At 36.1% G+C, this 17,134-nt stretch carries 18 protein-coding genes and 2 tRNA genes; 19 read left to right on the top strand and 1 reads right to left on the bottom strand.

Annotated elements, in window-relative coordinates; translation table 11 throughout:
* The first annotated feature begins 73 nt into the window (after positions 1 to 73).
* On the top strand, positions 74 to 709 hold the full coding sequence (coaE, locus tag DES36_RS00645; protein ID WP_113919288.1) for a dephospho-CoA kinase: 636 nt from the start codon (positions 74 to 76) through the stop codon (positions 707 to 709).
* A 150-nt stretch (positions 710 to 859) separates the two neighbouring features.
* Here the strand turns inward: coaE and DES36_RS00640 are convergent.
* Positions 860 to 946: transfer RNA gene (locus DES36_RS00640), tRNA-Leu, on the bottom strand.
* Positions 947 to 1,109: 163 nt separating this feature from the next.
* Between DES36_RS00640 and lipB the strand changes: the two genes are divergently transcribed.
* The 18 genes from lipB (at position 1,110) to asrB (ending at position 17,121) form a co-directional block, all read left to right on the top strand.
* Positions 1,110 to 1,790 carry a lipoyl(octanoyl) transferase LipB gene (gene lipB, locus DES36_RS00635; RefSeq protein WP_113919287.1) on the top strand — a complete coding sequence of 227 codons (681 nt, stop codon included), beginning with the start codon at positions 1,110 to 1,112 and terminating at the stop codon, positions 1,788 to 1,790.
* Between the two features lie 133 nt (positions 1,791 to 1,923).
* Positions 1,924 to 3,255 carry an electron transport complex subunit RsxC gene (gene rsxC / locus DES36_RS00630; protein ID WP_113919286.1) on the top strand — a complete coding sequence of 444 codons (1,332 nt, stop codon included), beginning with the start codon at positions 1,924 to 1,926 and terminating at the stop codon, positions 3,253 to 3,255.
* A 12-nt stretch (positions 3,256 to 3,267) separates the two neighbouring features.
* Positions 3,268 to 4,191 carry an RnfABCDGE type electron transport complex subunit D gene (locus tag DES36_RS00625; RefSeq protein WP_113919285.1) on the top strand — a complete coding sequence of 308 codons (924 nt, stop codon included), beginning with the start codon at positions 3,268 to 3,270 and terminating at the stop codon, positions 4,189 to 4,191.
* Positions 4,191 to 4,781 (top strand): RnfABCDGE type electron transport complex subunit G, encoded by a 591-nt coding sequence (locus DES36_RS00620; protein WP_113919284.1) that lies wholly within the window; start codon positions 4,191 to 4,193, stop codon positions 4,779 to 4,781. The genes DES36_RS00625 and DES36_RS00620 overlap by 1 nt, the downstream gene beginning before the upstream one ends.
* 16 nt (positions 4,782 to 4,797) lie before the next feature.
* On the top strand, positions 4,798 to 5,412 hold the full coding sequence (gene rsxE, locus DES36_RS00615; RefSeq protein WP_113919283.1) for an electron transport complex subunit RsxE: 615 nt from the start codon (positions 4,798 to 4,800) through the stop codon (positions 5,410 to 5,412).
* On the top strand, positions 5,405 to 5,980 hold the full coding sequence (rsxA, locus tag DES36_RS00610; RefSeq protein ID WP_113919282.1) for an electron transport complex subunit RsxA: 576 nt from the start codon (positions 5,405 to 5,407) through the stop codon (positions 5,978 to 5,980). Before rsxE ends, rsxA begins: the two co-directional genes overlap by 8 nt.
* 13 nt (positions 5,981 to 5,993) lie before the next feature.
* Entirely contained in the window at positions 5,994 to 6,815 is an 822-nt protein-coding gene (locus tag DES36_RS00605) for an RnfABCDGE type electron transport complex subunit B (RefSeq protein WP_242981668.1), read from the top strand.
* Positions 6,816 to 7,191: 376 nt separating this feature from the next.
* Complete coding sequence (locus DES36_RS00600; protein ID WP_113919281.1) at positions 7,192 to 7,443, top strand: DUF4321 domain-containing protein; 252 nt, start codon at positions 7,192 to 7,194, stop codon at positions 7,441 to 7,443.
* Positions 7,444 to 7,462: 19 nt separating this feature from the next.
* Positions 7,463 to 8,044: a Maf family protein gene (locus DES36_RS00595; protein ID WP_113919280.1), complete on the top strand. Its 582-nt coding sequence runs from the start codon at positions 7,463 to 7,465 to the stop codon at positions 8,042 to 8,044.
* Positions 8,045 to 8,119: 75 nt separating this feature from the next.
* Positions 8,120 to 9,130 (top strand): rod shape-determining protein, encoded by a 1,011-nt coding sequence (gene mreB, locus DES36_RS00590; RefSeq protein ID WP_207657406.1) that lies wholly within the window; start codon positions 8,120 to 8,122, stop codon positions 9,128 to 9,130.
* A gap of 21 nt (positions 9,131 to 9,151) precedes the next feature.
* Complete coding sequence (gene mreC, locus DES36_RS00585; RefSeq protein WP_113919279.1) at positions 9,152 to 9,964, top strand: rod shape-determining protein MreC; 813 nt, start codon at positions 9,152 to 9,154, stop codon at positions 9,962 to 9,964.
* 14 nt (positions 9,965 to 9,978) lie between these two features.
* A complete protein-coding gene (gene mreD, locus DES36_RS00580) occupies positions 9,979 to 10,461 on the top strand; it encodes a rod shape-determining protein MreD (RefSeq protein WP_113919278.1) in 483 nt (160 codons plus the stop codon).
* Positions 10,462 to 10,490: 29 nt separating this feature from the next.
* The gene (locus DES36_RS00575; protein WP_113919277.1) at positions 10,491 to 13,067 is read left to right on the top strand and encodes a penicillin-binding transpeptidase domain-containing protein; all 2,577 of its coding nucleotides are present in this window, start codon (positions 10,491 to 10,493) and stop codon (positions 13,065 to 13,067) included.
* 153 nt (positions 13,068 to 13,220) lie between these two features.
* Positions 13,221 to 13,296, top strand: a tRNA-Met gene (locus DES36_RS00570).
* 252 nt (positions 13,297 to 13,548) lie between these two features.
* Positions 13,549 to 14,253 carry a Crp/Fnr family transcriptional regulator gene (locus DES36_RS00565; RefSeq protein WP_113919276.1) on the top strand — a complete coding sequence of 235 codons (705 nt, stop codon included), beginning with the start codon at positions 13,549 to 13,551 and terminating at the stop codon, positions 14,251 to 14,253.
* An 84-nt stretch (positions 14,254 to 14,337) separates the two neighbouring features.
* Entirely contained in the window at positions 14,338 to 15,120 is a 783-nt protein-coding gene (locus DES36_RS00560) for a formate/nitrite transporter family protein (protein ID WP_113919275.1), read from the top strand.
* A gap of 199 nt (positions 15,121 to 15,319) precedes the next feature.
* On the top strand, positions 15,320 to 16,330 hold the full coding sequence (gene asrA, locus DES36_RS00555; RefSeq protein ID WP_113919274.1) for an anaerobic sulfite reductase subunit AsrA: 1,011 nt from the start codon (positions 15,320 to 15,322) through the stop codon (positions 16,328 to 16,330).
* Positions 16,330 to 17,121 carry an anaerobic sulfite reductase subunit AsrB gene (gene asrB / locus DES36_RS00550; RefSeq protein WP_187387036.1) on the top strand — a complete coding sequence of 264 codons (792 nt, stop codon included), beginning with the start codon at positions 16,330 to 16,332 and terminating at the stop codon, positions 17,119 to 17,121. Before asrA ends, asrB begins: the two co-directional genes overlap by 1 nt.
* Positions 17,122 to 17,134: the final 13 nt, after the last annotated feature.

Below are 17,134 nucleotides of genomic sequence, written 5' to 3'. Positions count from 1 at the left end.
ACCTTATCATAGGTGAATAAAAGGTTTTCCTTATAACTTAGAACTTATATCTTAGAACTATAAAGGCGGTGTAATGATGAAAATATATGGCTTAACGGGTAGTATTGCTACAGGAAAAAGTACCGTTTCTAATATTCTTAGGGAGTATTGTAATGCCAAAATTATCGATGCAGATTTGCTCGCTCGCAAAGCTGTAGAGCCAGATAGCATTGGTTTAGAAAAAATAACAGAAGAATTTGGCCCAAGTATTCTTTTACCAGACGGCACTCTCAACAGGAAAAAACTAGGCGATATCGTGTTTGGCAGTAGCCATGCCATCAAAATATTAAATAATATTGTGCATCCAGAGGTAGCTAAGCTATACAATGAGGTAGCAGATCAGTATAGAACACAAGGTTATGAAGCCATTCTTTACGACTGCCCTTTGCTCATAGAAGAAAAACTTACAGATACTGTAGACGAAGTGATTCTAGTAGTTTCCAGTGAAGATGCTCAATTAGAGCGATTAATGGCGCGAAACAATCTTACAGAGGATGAAGCAATAAAAAGAATTGAATCTCAAATGAATATAAAAGACAAGATTCCCTATGGGGATTACTTAATTTATAATGACGGAGATTATGATCAGTTAAAAGATGCAGTGATTTATTTAGGGAGAGAAATATTGAAAATCGGAAAGCTGAAAGTGAATAAAGGGGACACATTTTAAATGTGTCCCCTTTATCCTCTAAACCCTTTAGCAAAATAAAAAATGAACACTGAACATGGAATAGTACAAATATGCAGCACTTAGATTACGCTTATCATATATTGCTCATTATTCACTGTTCACTATTCATTGCAACGTGATTTGTATATTTGGTGCGAAGGAGGGGACTTGAACCCCTACGAGAAAATTCTCACATGCCCCTCAAGCATGCGCGTCTGCCAGTTCCGCCACCCTCGCAGTAGTAATAATCAATTACTTAAATCATTATAAAGGTTTGATAGATAAAATTCAACTCTTTTTTGAAATCTATTGGATGAAGAGCATTGTTAAAAAATATTTTAATTAATATGATTTTATTTAGTATAATAAATACCACAGGGGAGAAAAGGATGAATGAATTGTGAAAATTAATATTGTAAACTTGGGAACTTTGGACTATTCACAGACGCTAAAAATACAAGAAGAATTAAGAGAACTTCGAGCAAATGATAAAATAGAGGATACTCTTCTCATTGTAGAACATCCAGCAGTACTAACCTTAGGAGTAAAAGGTAAAGTCGAAAACATACTAGTCTCCGAAGAATTTCTACAAAGTAGAGGGGTAGATGTAGTTCGATTGAGTCGAGGTGGGGATGTCACCTACCATGGTCCTGGTCAAATTGTAGGATATCTTATTTTTCATTTAAAGAACTACAATAAAGACGTGCGCAAATTTGTTTGGAGAATAAAAGAAACCTTTATTAAGATGTTACGAGAAATATACAATATTGAATCCTATGGTCTCGATGGAGAACATACAGGTGTATGGATAGGCAATGATAAAATAACGGCTATAGGCATATCTATAAGTAAAATGGTAAGTATGCACGGCTTTGCCTTTAATGTAAACACAAATTTAGAGCATTTTAATTGGATTTATCCTTGTGGTTTTAAAGACCGAGGAGCAATCTCCTTAGAAAAACTAGTGGGGCATCCTATGGATATGGATGAACTAAAAGATAAGACTGTAAAATATTTCTGTGAATTATTTGAAGTAGAACCAGTTATTATGAGCTTAAAAGATGTGTTGACAGCATCTTAAGCAATGAAAAGCTTTACAAAAAGTATATTGCTACATTTTTGTAAAATAATTTTTTAACAAAAATATAGTAGTATACTTAATAATCTGTTATAATGGACACATTGTATAAAATAATTGAAAGGAGTGTTTCTAAGTGAATATTAAGCATTCTACCTTTAAGGGTGGAATTCATCCACCAGGACGTAAGGAGCTAACAAGCGGTAAAAAGTTAGTAATAGCAAAAGCTCCTGAAACCGTTGTCATTCCAATGTTGATGCACTCAGGATCCCCAGCGAAACCTATAGTAAAAAAGGGCGACCTTGTAAAAGTAGGTCAATGCATAGGTGAGCCTAATGGATTTATCTCTGCTATGGTTCATTCAAGTGTATCTGGCGAGGTCATAGCCGTTGAACCAAGACTTCATCCAAAAGGGCAAAAAATCTTATCTGTAGTCATCAAATCGGACATGCAAGATACTCTTTATGAAGAAGTGAAACCAAAAGGAGATTTAGAAAGCTTATCCCCTGAGGAGATCAAGCAAATTGTACAGGAGGCTGGTATTATTGGAATGGGTGGAGCTGCATTTCCTACACATGTAAAGCTCACCCCAAGAAAAGGAAAAACAGTAGAGCACATTATTTTAAATGGTGCAGAGTGTGAACCCTATTTAACATCAGATGAGTACATTATGAACAATCATGCTGATAAAGTAGTCTTTGGATTAAAAGCAATGATGAAGTGCATGGGTGTTCAAAGAGGGTACATAGGAATTGAAGACAACAAGAAGGAAGCTATCGAGGCCATAAGTAGGGCTCTTGGTAATGACGAATCCATTGAGCTTTTTTCACTACATACGAAATACCCACAAGGTTATAAGGATCAATTAATAACAGCAATTATAGGTAAAGAAGTTCCATCTGGAGGCTCTTCGGCTGATGTTGGAGCAGTAGTTTTTAACGTGGGGACAGCAGCTGCCATTTCTGATGCGATACAAGAAGGAATGCCTCTCATAGAGAGAATCGTAACCATATCCGGCGGAGCTGTAAAAAATCCAAGTGTATTAAAAGCTAAAATTGGTGCAAATATAGCGGATTTAATTGAAAATTGCGGGGGTTTTTCAGAAGAACCTACGAAGATTATCAATGGTGGGCCAATGACTGGACTTGCTCAGTACTCTCCTGATATTCCTCTTCTCAAGGAAACTACTGGTATTTCATGTCTTACAAAGGAAGAAGCAGAGGTGCCAAATCCTCAACTATGTATTCGATGTGGAAAATGTGCTAGCATATGTCCTGTTCGATTATTGCCTTTGTATATAGCAGAATACTCTTTAAATGGAGATTATGAAAAATGTAAGAAATATCACGCATTAGATTGTATGGAATGTGGCAGTTGTTCCTACATATGCCCTTCAAAGCGAACACTGCTCTCTTCCATTCGTGTTGCAAAAAGAGAAATTATCGCAAATAGCAGAAAAGAGAAATAAGGGGGTTAAACATTGAAGGAAGATTTATTAATCGTATCATCGTCGCCTCATATCCGCGCAAATCACAGTACCTCTAGCATAATGAGAGATGTGGTCATTGCTTTAATGCCAGCACTTATAGCTGGAGTAGTGCGATTTGGAATAAGAGCAGCGATACTCACAGCCATCTGCATAGGAACTTGTCTGGTTACAGAAGCAATAATACAAAAATTAATGAAAAAAGAAATTACTATTAATGACTACAGCGCAGTAGTAACTGGCATACTTTTAGCATTTAACTTGCCTGTTAGCGCATCTTGGTGGTTGGCTGTAATCGGTTCTGCATTTGCCATTGCCATCGTCAAACAATGTTTTGGAGGAATCGGTCAAAACTTTATGAATCCAGCTCTTGGAGCAAGAGCGATGCTTGTAGCATCTTGGCCTTCAAGGATGACTTCTTCTGCTTTTGTAGATGCTACAACTTCAGCAACTCCTTTAGAACTTGTAAAAAGCGGAGTTACAGAAGGATTACCAAGTTATATGGATCTGCTAATAGGTAATGTAGCCGGATGTATTGGAGAAGTATCTGCCTTAGCTTTACTTATTGGAGGACTGTATCTGCTTTACAGAAGAGTTATTACTTGGCATATTCCAGTAGTATTTATGGGAACTGTATTTGTACTTGCATTCATTTTTGGCGAAAACCCAATGTATCACCTTCTAAGTGGAGGTTTGTTCTTAGGTGCTTTCTTTATGGCTACAGACTATGCTTCATGTCCTCCAACAAAAAAAGCCCAAATTATTTATGCTTTTGGATGCGGGTTATTGACAACAGTCATAAGACTATGGGGAGGTTACCCAGAAGGGGTGTCCTATGCAATTCTTCTTATGAATGTATGTGCACCATTAATTGAGCGATTTACCATACCTAGAATTTACGGGGAGGTGAAAGGTTGATGAAAGAGATTATTAATTTAGCTCTTAAACTTTTTGTTATTACTGCAGTTGCAGCTTTAGCCTTAGCGTTCACGAATTCGATTACAGGAGAAAGAATCGCAGAACAAATCGAAATGGAAAATAAATTAGCTCGTGAAGAGGTCATATCGCCTTCTGACTACTTTGAACAGGTTGAACAGCAAACGATTATTGATCATGAAAAGAAATTAGGTTTTAATAACCTCGAAATCATCTCTGAAGTGTACAAAGATATTGTAGGGGATGAGATAATAGGTTATACGTTTAAAGTCTTACCAAAAGGCTATGGTGGTGAAATGAATATATTAGTAGGGATTTCAATAGAGGGCGAGATTACAGGGCTTAAGGTAGTTGGACACAGTGAAACTCCTGGATTAGGGGCAAAGGCTACAGAAAAATCCTTCCAAGATCAATTTGCAGGAATGTCTACAAGTACCCCACTTACTGTAATCAAATCAGGTACTGCTGGTGATAGTGAGGTTCAAGCTATTACGGGATCTACTATTACTACACAAGCTGTTACCGATGGGGTAAACGCTGCTCTTGAAGTATTTAATGAAATGAATAAATAGGGGGGAGGTATAAGTTATGAATTTTATTAAAAATCTCTGGAGAGGTATTATTCCAGAAAACCCAATTTTTCGATTGGTTTTGGGAATGTGTCCTACACTGGCAGTAACCACTGCTGCGGTTAATGGCTTGGGAATGGGCCTTGCCACAATGGCCGTATTAATTGGCTCGAATGTAGTAGTTTCACTACTTCGAAATTTCATACCAAATAAGGTAAGAATACCAGCTTACGTAGTAATTATAGCATCCTTTACAACTATTGTAGGATTGCTTTTAAAGGCTTTTGTGCCTGTTTTAGATAGGGCATTAGGTCTTTTTATTCCTCTTATCGTCGTAAACTGTACTATTTTAGCGAGAGCAGAATCTTTTGCTTCTAAAAACGGTATTTTAGATTCTTTAGCTGATGCGGTAGGTATGGGCATTGGATTTACTTTATCACTAACTCTATTAGGTAGTGTCAGAGAAATATTAGGTGCGGGTAGCATGTTTGGATTTTCGCTGTTTGGTGCTAGTTATGAACCAGCTTTGATTATGATTTTACCTCCAGGTGCGTTCCTTGCTCTAGGACTTCTCATGGGACTACTAAACAAGTTGACGGATAGAAAAAAGGAAAGGAGCAGTGTAAATGACTGAGTTACTGATTATCCTATTAAGTGCTATACTAGTAAATAATTTTATATTAGTAAAATTTTTAGGTATCTGCCCTTTTCTAGGAGTATCTAAACAAGTAGAAACAGCTGCAGGCATGGGAGCAGCAGTTACCTTTGTTATGGCTCTTGCCTCTGCAGTTACATATATTATACAATATACGATATTAGAACCCTTTAACTTGCAGTATTTGCAGACAATAGCTTTTATTTTAGTCATTGCATCTTTAGTGCAATTTGTAGAGATGGTTATTCAAAAGGTAAGCCCTACATTGTATGATGCTTTAGGTGTATATCTTCCTCTTATTACGACAAACTGTGCGGTATTAGGGGTAGCCATTTTAAATATCGATGCAAAGTATAATTTTATTCAAACCATTTTTAATGGTGTGGGAGCAGCACTCGGTTTTACTTTAGCGATTGTACTCTTTGCAGGAATCAGAGAGAGATTAGAAATAGCTCCTATTCCTAAACCATTACAAGGTTTTCCTATTGCATTGATTACTGCCTGCTTAATGTCTATAGCGTTTTTAGGCTTTTCAGGATTACTATAGGAGGTGATAAGGCTTGATAAGTGAATTAATTGTTCCTGTTCTTTGGTTAGGAGGAATGGCCATAGTTTTTGGAGCCATCCTAGGATATGCATCAAAAGTATTTGCAGTAGAAAAGGATCCTAAAGTACCATTGATTCTAGATGTACTGCCTGGTGCAAACTGTGGTGGTTGTGGATTTCCAGGTTGTGAAGCCTTTGCAGTGGCTGTTGCTGCAGGAAGTGCAAAAGTCGATAGCTGTCCAGTTGGAGGCGCGAGCACTGCTGAAAAGATTGGTGAGATCATGGGCGTAGATGCTGGTGGTTCTGAAAGAATGATTGCTCGAGTAATCTGTCAAGGTACATCTTCTAATTGCTCTAACAAATTTGAGTATTATGGAGTAAGAGACTGTAAGGAAGCGGTTATTGCCCAAGGCGGTCATAAAAGCTGTAATTATGGTTGTTTGGGATTTGGAACTTGTGAAAGAGTCTGTCCTTTTGACGCCATTCACGTAACGGAAGATGGGATTGCAAAAGTGGACCCTGATAAATGTACAGCTTGCGGAAAATGTATAGAAGCATGTCCTAAATTAGTTATTGATTTAGTGCCAGCATCTAAAGGCGTTCACGTAGATTGTAACTCAAAAGATAAGGGTAAAGAAGTAAAATCAAATTGTAAAGTGGGCTGTATTGGTTGTAAAGCTTGCGTAAAAAATTGTCCTGAAGAAACAATCGGCTTTGAAGACAATTTAGCCAAAATCCACTACGATAAATGCACACAATGTATGGTCTGCGTAGAAAAATGCCCAACAAATGCAATCACAGCAGAAATGATTCAAACAAAGCAAAAAGTATCTTAAAAAAGCGCCTTTGGGCGCTTTTTTAGTCCCTAGGCGCTAGTCTTTATTCCCTAGCACTGGGGTATTCTTTCGGGTCACAGAAATGTTAATTGTAAAGTTGCACTCCCCGCAGAAATGCGATTAAATGTTTTTCCTGACCACCTTATAAAAAGTTCCGCTTTCCGCATTCCGCATTCAGCTATTTTCTTTTTTCCGTCTAACCACTAAGTTCTACATTTTAAATTCTAAGTAAAAACCTACGCCACAAAGTTTCCACATTCCGCAGTAAGGTTGATTTTGGAATCAGACGTAATTTTCTTTACTTATTTAGAAAATTTTAATATACTGTATAATATCATCTAGTAAGACTGTTTATTTGGAAGGGGCCTAAGTGTATATGAGGAATAATAAGGGGATTTTACTCTTAATTGTGCTTGCTTCCTTGTTTGCTGGGCAGTTGGCAGGAGAATTTCTTTCTGATTACATAAGTATTTTCGGGAAAACTGTTAATATTAGCATTTTAAGTGGTGGTGCTCCATGGGTATTAGATTTAAGCTTTGTTACCTTGACTTTAGGTGTAGTCATTAATATCAATTTAGGTAGCATTGTGTTTTTAATACTTGCTCTAGCCCTTTATTACCGAAATTAATAACAGAGGGGATAAAATTGTGAGTAGAATTATTTTAGCATCTGCATCTTCAAGAAGAAAAGAGATATTACAAAATTTAAACTTAAAATTTGATATTGTAGTCAGCGATATCGAAGAAAAAATAGACAAACAATTATCCAATGAAGAAAATGTAGAGAAAATTGCTTTGGAAAAAGCATTAGATGTGGCGGAAAAGACAAATGACACCCCTGGAATTATTATTGCAGCCGACACTATGGTAGTTGCTGATGACATATTAATTGGCAAGCCTACAAATGATCAAGAAGCGTTTTGCATTTTAAAGTCTTTGTCTGGTAAACAGCATGAAGTAATTACAGGGATATGTGTTTTTAGTACAGAAAAAAACAGAAAAATTGTAAGTCATAGAAATACCAAAATAAAATTTGCTACTCATAGTGATGAAGTCATTTGGAGATACATCGAAACAGGAGAAGGACGAGATAAGGCAGGAGCCTATGCCATTCAAGGTTTAGGATCTCTATTTGTAGATACGATAGAGGGTTGCTATACGAATGTAGTAGGATTGCCAATTACACTGCTTTGTGATATGCTAGCAGAATTTGATGTTCATATCCTATAAGAAGCTTAAATGAGAAAGTCGGTCTATTATAGATAAAGTTAACAATGATAATAGATGTAGAAAGGTGGAAATTAATTGAGTATATTTAATAATGGATACGTGGGCATTGACTTAGGTACAGCAAATATTTTAGTTGCTATAAAAGGACAAGGTATTATTGTAAGAGAGCCTTCTGTTGTGGCCATAAACTTAGACACCAAAGAACCTATTGCCGTTGGAAATGAGGCAAAGGAGATGATAGGCAGAACGCCAGGTAATATTGTGGCTATTAGGCCTTTAAAAGATGGAGTGATTGCAGACTTTAGGTCAACGCAAATTATGTTAAAATATTTTATCGATAAAGCTATTAAGCTTTCAAAGTTTAGAAGACCGCGGGTTTTAATTGGCGTGCCATCGGATATTACAGAAGTAGAGCGTAAGGCGGTCATTGAAGCCGCTCAGATGTCAGGAGCTAGCCAAATAGGCATTATTGAGGAAGCTCTTGCTACAGCAATTGGCGCAGGTTTGCCAGTTGGTGAAGCTACGGGAAGTATGGTCATCGATATTGGTGGGGGTACTACAGATATTGCGGTAATCTCATTAGGTGGTCTTGTTATCAGCAATTCCAAGAGAGTTGGTGGAGATGATTTCGATGCGTCTATTATCCAATATATTAGGAATAAGTATAATTTATCTATTGGAGAAAGAACAGCAGAGAACATAAAGATGACTATCGGTTGTGCAATAAAAGATCTACATGATGAAGAGATGAATATTAAAGGACGAGATCTACTATCTGGCTTGCCAAAGACAATAGCTGTTACTACAGAAGATATTTATAGCGCTATTGAAAATCCTATACAGACGATTGTAGAATCTGTAAAAAGCGTATTAGAAAAGACGCCGCCAGAGTTAGCATCAGATGTTATGGAGCGAGGAATTGTCATGACAGGTGGTGGTGCTTTGTTAAAGGGTCTTAATAATCTAGTAGAAAAGGAAACAGGCATTAGGTGCAGTATCGCAGAGGATCCATTGGATTGTGTGGCAAAAGGAACAGTAATGGTATTAGAGCAGGGATACAATAATGAAATATTTAATGCAAAATAATTTCTGGAGGTAATTTTGTAATTGAAATGGTTTAAAGAACATCGTGTGGCCATAAATATTGTCATAATGGTTTTATTTCTGTTCGTATGTATCGGAACGACATCTCAGGGTAGAGCATATACTACTGCTCCTGAGGGCATAATACGGAATACTACATCACCTGTAGAAAGAGTACTGTACTTATCGTCACAATACGTTAAAAATCTATACGATTTCGTCGTTGATTTGCCGTTTCTTAAAGCCAGAAATGAACAGTTGGAAAAAGAATTAAATGAAGCTCAAATTAAATTAGCAAATTACGATAAACTGACTCAAGAAAATGAAGAGCTATTGAAATTGTTGGATTTTACAAAAGAAAATAGTCAATATCAGTATATATCTGCATCGGTTGTCAGTGTTGACCCTTATAGAGGTTTTAGTTTAGTAGTAATTGATAAGGGCAGCAATGAAGGAGTCAAAAAGGATATGACGGTCATTTTAAGCGAAGGTCTTGTAGGAAGAGTAAAGGAAGTCTCTAATGGAACGAGCAAAGTTTTGACTATAATAGATAGTACAAGTATGTTTAATGGTATAAGCGTAAAAAGCAAAGACTATATTCGGATTACTGGTAAAGATGATCATTCTATGCTGGAGGGATATGCTGATCCTGAAGCAAAAATACAGAAGGGTGATATTGTCGTGACTTCAGGTCTAGCCGGTGTATTTGAAAAAAATATCGTCGTGGGAAAAGTAAAAGAGATCAAGACAGATGCTGGAAGATTAGAAAAAATTCTCACCATTGAGCCATCAATAGACATTGAAAAGATCGATAAGGTATTACTCATTAAACGGTAGAATAAGGTGATAGTTTGAATATTGTCAAATTAAGTGTAATATTGTTGATTGAGCTTATATTACAAAGTACTGTTTTTCAATTTTTTAATTTAAGTGGCAGATATCCAGATCTTTTATTAATTAGTTTAATATGCTTTTCCATACTTTTAGGAAGAAAGCAATCTTATACTCTTGGATTCGTCATAGGTTTACTAGGAGATATTTTATATGGTGATTTTATCGGACTATATGCTTTGAGTTTTCTCTTGACGGCATTTATTACTAGCGTAATGAGTGAAAATATGTTTAAAGATAGTTTATTAGCTCCTATTAGTGTTTTTCCGATAGGAGTTATTATCAATCATGGCGCGAGAGTTTTAATCTTGTATTTAATAGGGAATCACATCTCCATTATCAATTACTTGAAGTTTTTTAATCTTACCTATTGGGTAATAAATTTTATGGCATTGCTTTTGATTTATCCTTTGTCATTAAGATGGATTCGAAACAGTCATTAAGTCGCAAATAAGGAGTTAATTTTAAATAAATGATAGTTAATAAGAATAAATATAGATTTATTTTTTTATTCGTATTTTTAATTTTGTTAATCACAATATTTCTTTTTCGCCTTGCTTACTTGCAGATTATCAGTGGCGAGCAGTATGCACAGATGGCTGAGAATAAAATGGTACAAAAAATTACTGAAACGGCCCCTAGAGGGTCTATTGTTACAGGAGATGGCTATGAGATAGCTAAAAGCAAGGTCGGTTACTCAGTAGAACTCATCTACAGCAATATCGAAGATGGACAGGAAAATCAAGTGCTTTTACAACTGTATAATTTACTTGAAAAGAACGAGGAAGAGTTTGAAGATAAATTCCCCATATTGATTGAAAAGGGATCTATATTTTTTACTTATGAAAAAGAAGAAAAAGAGTGGAAAGAAAAACACGAGATTCCCCGAAATGCTACTGCAGAAGAAGCACTAATCATACTTAGAGATAAATACAATGTAAAAGATGAAATCAGTAATGAAGTGGCACTAGAAGCTATTGAGAAGGTTCATATGAATGCAAATTTACCCCTTTCTATTAGAGATGGAGATATTATATTTGGCTATGAAACGAAGGAACTTCAGTGGAAAAAAGATTTTGGCTTTAAGAAAGAAGAATATGACTATAGTGCTGAGAAATCTCTTCAAAAGCTTCGGAAAATGTATGAAATAGATGAAACTTTATCCAATGAAGATGCTAGAAAAATCTTAGTGTTTCGCCAGATGGTAAAAGCACAGGGATTTCGGTCTTGGGAGCCTATTCAGGTAGCTCGGAATATTAAACTAGAAACAGTGTTTGAAATTGATTCAAGAGTACATGAATTATCAGGAGTCAGCGTAGCTTCTAATCCTGTGAGGGAATATCCTTTTCAAAATTTAGCTTCTCATGTTTTGGGATATATTGGTAAAGTCAGTGAGAAAGATGTTGAAGATGGAAGCTATAAGATGAGAGATCTTAAGGGGATTAGTGGCATCGAATCTTCCTTTGAAGAATATCTAAAAGGAGAAGATGGCCAGCGATTTGCCGTTACAGATTATAAAGGGATTGCCCAAAACGACCCAACACAAGAGGTCCAAGACCCTATTCCTGGAGATGATGTATATTTAACTTTGGATTACGATTTACAAAGAGTAGCCGAAGAATCTTTAGAAAATCAAATCAAAAAAATTCAAAAAACAAATGCGCCTAATGCAAAATCTGGTGCAGTAGTAGCCTTAAATGTAAAGACAGGCGCAGTACTAGCTTTGGCTAGTTATCCTGATTACAATCCTAATTTATTTACAAATGGAATTAGCTCTGAAGATTGGAATAAATTAAATGTGCTCGTAAATGACCCATTATACCCAAAACCACTTTACAACAATGCTACATTGTCGGCATTACAGCCAGGTTCCGTATTTAAACCTCTTATGGCTGCAGCAGGTTTGCAAGAAGGGGTCATTACAAAACATTCAACAATATACTGCGGAAGGGTTTATGGGAGATTCCCCCAATTTACTTGTTTAGGGGCTCATGGTGCAGAAACCGTTCGAGAAGCCCTGAGAGACTCCTGTAATATCTTCTTCTATGAAACGGGATATCGATTAGGTATAGATAATATCGAAAAATATGCTAAAGAATTTGGAATAGGCCAGAAAACAGGTCTAGAAATATCGGAGTCTTCAGGTTACTTGGCGACAAAAACCGATAAAGTACAAATTCGAACGTATTCTACATCAGACTATATTCGAAAAAACGTGGGCATTAAGGGAAATGCTATTATTACAAATGAGGATGGAACAGAGCAAGCTGTATATAAGTCATACGCGATTGCGAGAGAATTATACACTCAAATAACGCCTGACAAATACGAATACGACTCAATCTCTCAATTATACAATCGTATTTTTGAAGAAGTTACTGCGATTATGGCTAAGTACAATGTAAAAGACAATGTATATTTGCAAAATATCACTCGGCAAATTATGGATTCAAGATGGGTAACAACAGACACAATTAATGCATCTATCGGTCAAGGTGGAAACTCTACTACGCCAATCCAAATGGCAAATTTTTTAGCTACTTTAGTAAATGGGGGCATTCGGAGAGAACCTTATTTAGTGGATAAGATTGTAGACAGCAATGGAAAAGTCACTTATGAACATAAAGAAAAAATACTAAATAAAGTTAACGTAGATGAAGGATATATTGATGAAATCAAAAAAGGCATGAAGGATGTAATGCTACAAGGAAGTGGTCGATCAGGCTTTCTAGGTTTTGATCACAATGGCATAGGAGTAGGTGGTAAAACAGGTACAGCTCAATACGGATCGGAAAAGATAGACAATACTGGGTGGTTTATGGCATTTGCTCCTTATGATGATCCTGAAATAGCTGTAGTGACCATGATTATTCAAGGGGATACAAGTATCAACTCTGTCCCAGTAGCGAGAGATGTAATAGATGCTTATTTCTACAATAATTATACTTTTGAAGAAGCTCAAGAAATGAAGAAAAAAGAAGAAGAGCCTAAAAAAGAAAACGACGAAGAAGAAAAAGCTGAAGTAGATCAGCAAGAAAAGGATGAATAAGTGTAAAATGTAAAGTGGAAAGTGTGAGTTTATTGCAGCTTTCCACTTATTTAGTATTTTTCTCATAATAAGTTAATTTAAAGTAAAAAAGATGTTGACAAACTTTGAAATAGTGCTATAATAGATATTACACGCAAGGAACATAAATATTATCGCGGGGTGGAGCAGTTGGCAGCTCGTCGGGCTCATAACCCGGAGGTCGCAGGTTCGAGTCCTGTCCCCGCAACCATTTCATAAAACACGAATCAGAGATGATTTCGTGTTTTTTTCGTTAAGGTAGTCAGGTAGTCAGGTGGTCAGGTGGTAAGGTAGTAAGGTAGTAAGGTGGTAAGGTGGTAAGCAAAATTTTAAAACCTTTAAAGTTGAACTCGCCGTAGGCGAGAGTCTAATACAATTGTTTAACCATCGTTTAACTATTGCTCAACCATTGTTCAACTATGGTTTCAAGATCGTTTAACTACTGTTCAAAAAGAGGTGTAAAATGGAAAAGTGGACCAGTGCAGATAAAATAGAAATCCTTAAGGGTATTGAAGTATTTAGAGAGGCTAAATCTGAAACTTTAGATACTCTTGCTGATTGTTTTAGTGTTCGTCAGTATAAGAAAAATGAACACATTTTCAAAGATAAAGACGAGTGTTCTAGTCTATATCTTGTGAAAAGTGGTTTGGTCTCTCTTTATAAGATGAGTTCTCAGGGTGAGAAAAAGGTGATCTTTATTTTGGGAAAAGGAAAGATGATAAATGAAGTAGTACTCCAGGGTTTGCCATCTTCTATAAGTTGTGATGCCTTTGAGCCTAGTGAGATTTTGTGCTGGAACAAAGACAAGTTTTTACATATTATGAGCCAAGACTTTAATTTGACAAAGGGAGTCTTGCGATCTCTGTCATTAAAGACTAGACGCTTATATCGCCAGCTTAAAAATACATCTAATTCTGTACGAGCAGATAAACGAATTGCAGCTAAATTGTGGAAATTGTCTGGAGATTACGGAGTAGCTTGTGAGAAAGGCATTTGTATTGATATGGACTTAAGTATTACATATCTCGCCGATATGTTAGGATCCCAAAGAGAAACGGTTTCAAGACAGATAAAAATTTTAAAGGAACATGGTCTCGTGGGAATAGAAGACAAGAAATTTATTGTTTACGATCGTGAAAAATTAGCAAGTTATTTTAAGGAACCGTGACTTTTATCACGGTTCCTTTTTTATTTATGTACTATACTATTGTTGATAAATAAAAGACAAACATAGATTGTGAGGACAGCTAAAATGTATGAAGAGGATTTAAAACTAGTTTCAAAGGCAGCAAAAGCAAAAGTCAGTTTTATGAAAGGTAATCTTTTGGGCTATTTTATTGCATCTATGTTAGGTGGAGCCTATGTAGGGTTTGGCGTATTGCTCATTCATTCTATTGGGGGGATGCTTCAAGGTGGGCCCTATACTAAAATCATTATGGGGGTGTCTTTTTCCATTGCCTTAAGTCTAGTAGTAATTGCAGGGGCAGAATTGTTTACGGGAAATAATTTCGTCATAGGCACAGGTGCGTTAATGGGCACGGTTTCTTGGAAAGACACTATAAAAGTTTGGATCGTATGCTACCTTGGCAATTGGGCAGGTTCAATTGTTTTAGCTATTCTATCCTGGGGGGCAGGTATTAGTACTGGACCAATTGGCGAGTTTGTTGCTGCAATGTCAGCAACAAAAATGAGCATTCCGCTGATTTCCCTTCTGTTAAAAGGAGTTCTATGTAATATATTAGTATGCTTAGCTATTTGGAGCAGTACTAGATGTAAATCAGAGAGCGGCAAATTGATTATGATTTTTCTCTGTTTATTTGCATTCATAACATCAGGGTTTGAACACAGCATCGCTAATATGACTCTTTTAACTATTGGGCTATTAGCTCCTCATGGAACTGCAATTTCTTTAGGGGGATACTTGTACAATATTGGTGTTGTAACTATAGGGAATATGATAGGCGGAATTTTATTTTTAGCCATTCCTTATTATATAATAGCAGGGAAAAAAGTCGGAAAAGCTCTTGAACAATAGTAAAATAATAGATAAATTGTGTTTGATAGTTGCAAATTAGTGGTAAAATAAAAAATATTAAGTTCGTGATAAATATCACTGTGAACATTGTTCTAGAATTATATACTATACTTGAAAAATAAAAAACAAACATATAAAACAAACCTAGTGAGCAAGTAGTCCTAAATGGACTTTAAATTAAAAGAAAGAGGTGTAAAACATGGGTTATCATTTGACACTGGAAAAAGCCAATGATGTATTCAAGCAATGGTCTGAAGAAAATGTAATTTATGCCCCAAAGCGTTTTGTAGGAGGTGGAGCTTTTTCAGATACGGACGTCATACGCTATGGAGAAGTACAAAAGGTAGAGGAAATTGAATTAAATGAAAAATCCGATTTTTCTTTTAAAGAGATTCTTATTCCCCTATCAGAAACCCTTTTCTTCTTTACAGAAGATGAAGTGAAAGAGGCAGATTCACCAAAAAAAGGAGCAATTGTACTACTTAGAAGTTGTGATTTGCACAGTGTAAAAAGACTAGATGAGATTTATTTACATAATGGTCCAGAAGACTATTACTATAAGAGACTAAGAGATAAAGTGAAATTTGTGCTAATAGGCTGCGAAAGTGCATTTGATAGTTGCTTCTGCGTAGATATGGGTACCAATGAATCAAAAGATTATGATGCTTCATTAGAACGAAAAGGAGATACAGTCTGCATAGATAATAAAAACAATGATTGGGAAGACCTCCTTTCAGCTAATAGCTCTTGCATAGAGGAAGTAGTTCCTGCGCACGTAACAGAAACAATGACAAGAGTATCTATTCCAGAAAATATTACACTAGACATTTTTAACTCCACAATGTGGGATGAATACGATAGCCGTTGTATTAATTGTGGTAGATGTAATTTCTCATGTCCTACTTGTACTTGCTTTACAATGCAGGATATCTTCTACACAGACAATGGCAAAGTTGGTGAGCGTAGAAGAGTTCAAGCTTCCTGTATGGTTGATGGATTTACAGATGTAGCAGGCGGCGGAAGCTACCGAAAGAAAAATGGTCAAAGAATGCGCTTTAAAGTATTGCATAAAGTGTATGACTTTAAAAAGAGAAATGGCTATCACATGTGTACAGGTTGTGGCCGTTGCGATGATGTTTGTCCAGAATATATCTCTTATTCTAAAATCCTCAATAAATTAGAAGATGCAATACAGGAGGTGTCTAAATAATGCAAAATGAATATATTCCATTTCAATCAGAAATAAAAGAAGTTATTAAGCATACAGATATTGAATACACCTTTAGAATGACCTATACAGGACCTGTAAAACCAGGACAGTTTTTTGAAGTCTCTATTCCTAAGTTTGGAGAAGCCCCAATCTCTGTAAGTGGGATAGGAGAAGGAACTGTAGATTTGACCGTACGCCGAGTAGGTAAAGTAACAGATGAAATTTTTGAGCATTATGTAGGAGACAAATTGTTTTTACGAGGACCTTACGGAAATGGTTTTGATATTGAAGAGTATAAGGGAAAAGATTTAGTTGTTGTAGCTGGTGGTACAGGTGTTTCTCCTATTAGAGGGGTAATAGATTATTTTAGCGATCATAAAGATGAAGTTAAGTCTCTTACTTTCATTGCAGGATTTAAAAGCCCTGATGATATTTTGTTTACAAAAGATTTTGAAAAATGGGAAAAAACTATGGACGTTATTTTGACTGTAGATTGTGCTGAAGAAGGATTTATCTGCAATGTAGGCATGGTTACAGAATATATTCCAAAACTACAACTTGAAAATATAGAAGAAGCAGTAGCTGTCGTCGTAGGACCGCCTCCGATGATGAAGTTTTCAACATTAGGTCTACTAGATATCGGATTTAAAGAAGAAAACATTTGGATTTCACAAGAAAGAAAAATGTGTTGTGGTCTAGGTAAATGTGGTCACTGTAAAATCGATGACGTGTATGTGTGTTTAGATGGCCCAGTATTTAATTATACAAAAGGTCGCCAATTATTGGATTAGGGGGGAGAAGCTA

It is taken from the genome of Alkalibaculum bacchi (assembly GCF_003317055.1).
Classification (GTDB): Bacteria; Bacillota; Clostridia; order Eubacteriales; family Alkalibacteraceae; genus Alkalibaculum; species Alkalibaculum bacchi.
The sequence above is the reverse complement of the archived record's forward strand: the minus strand, read 5'-3'. Positions and strand labels throughout refer to the sequence as shown.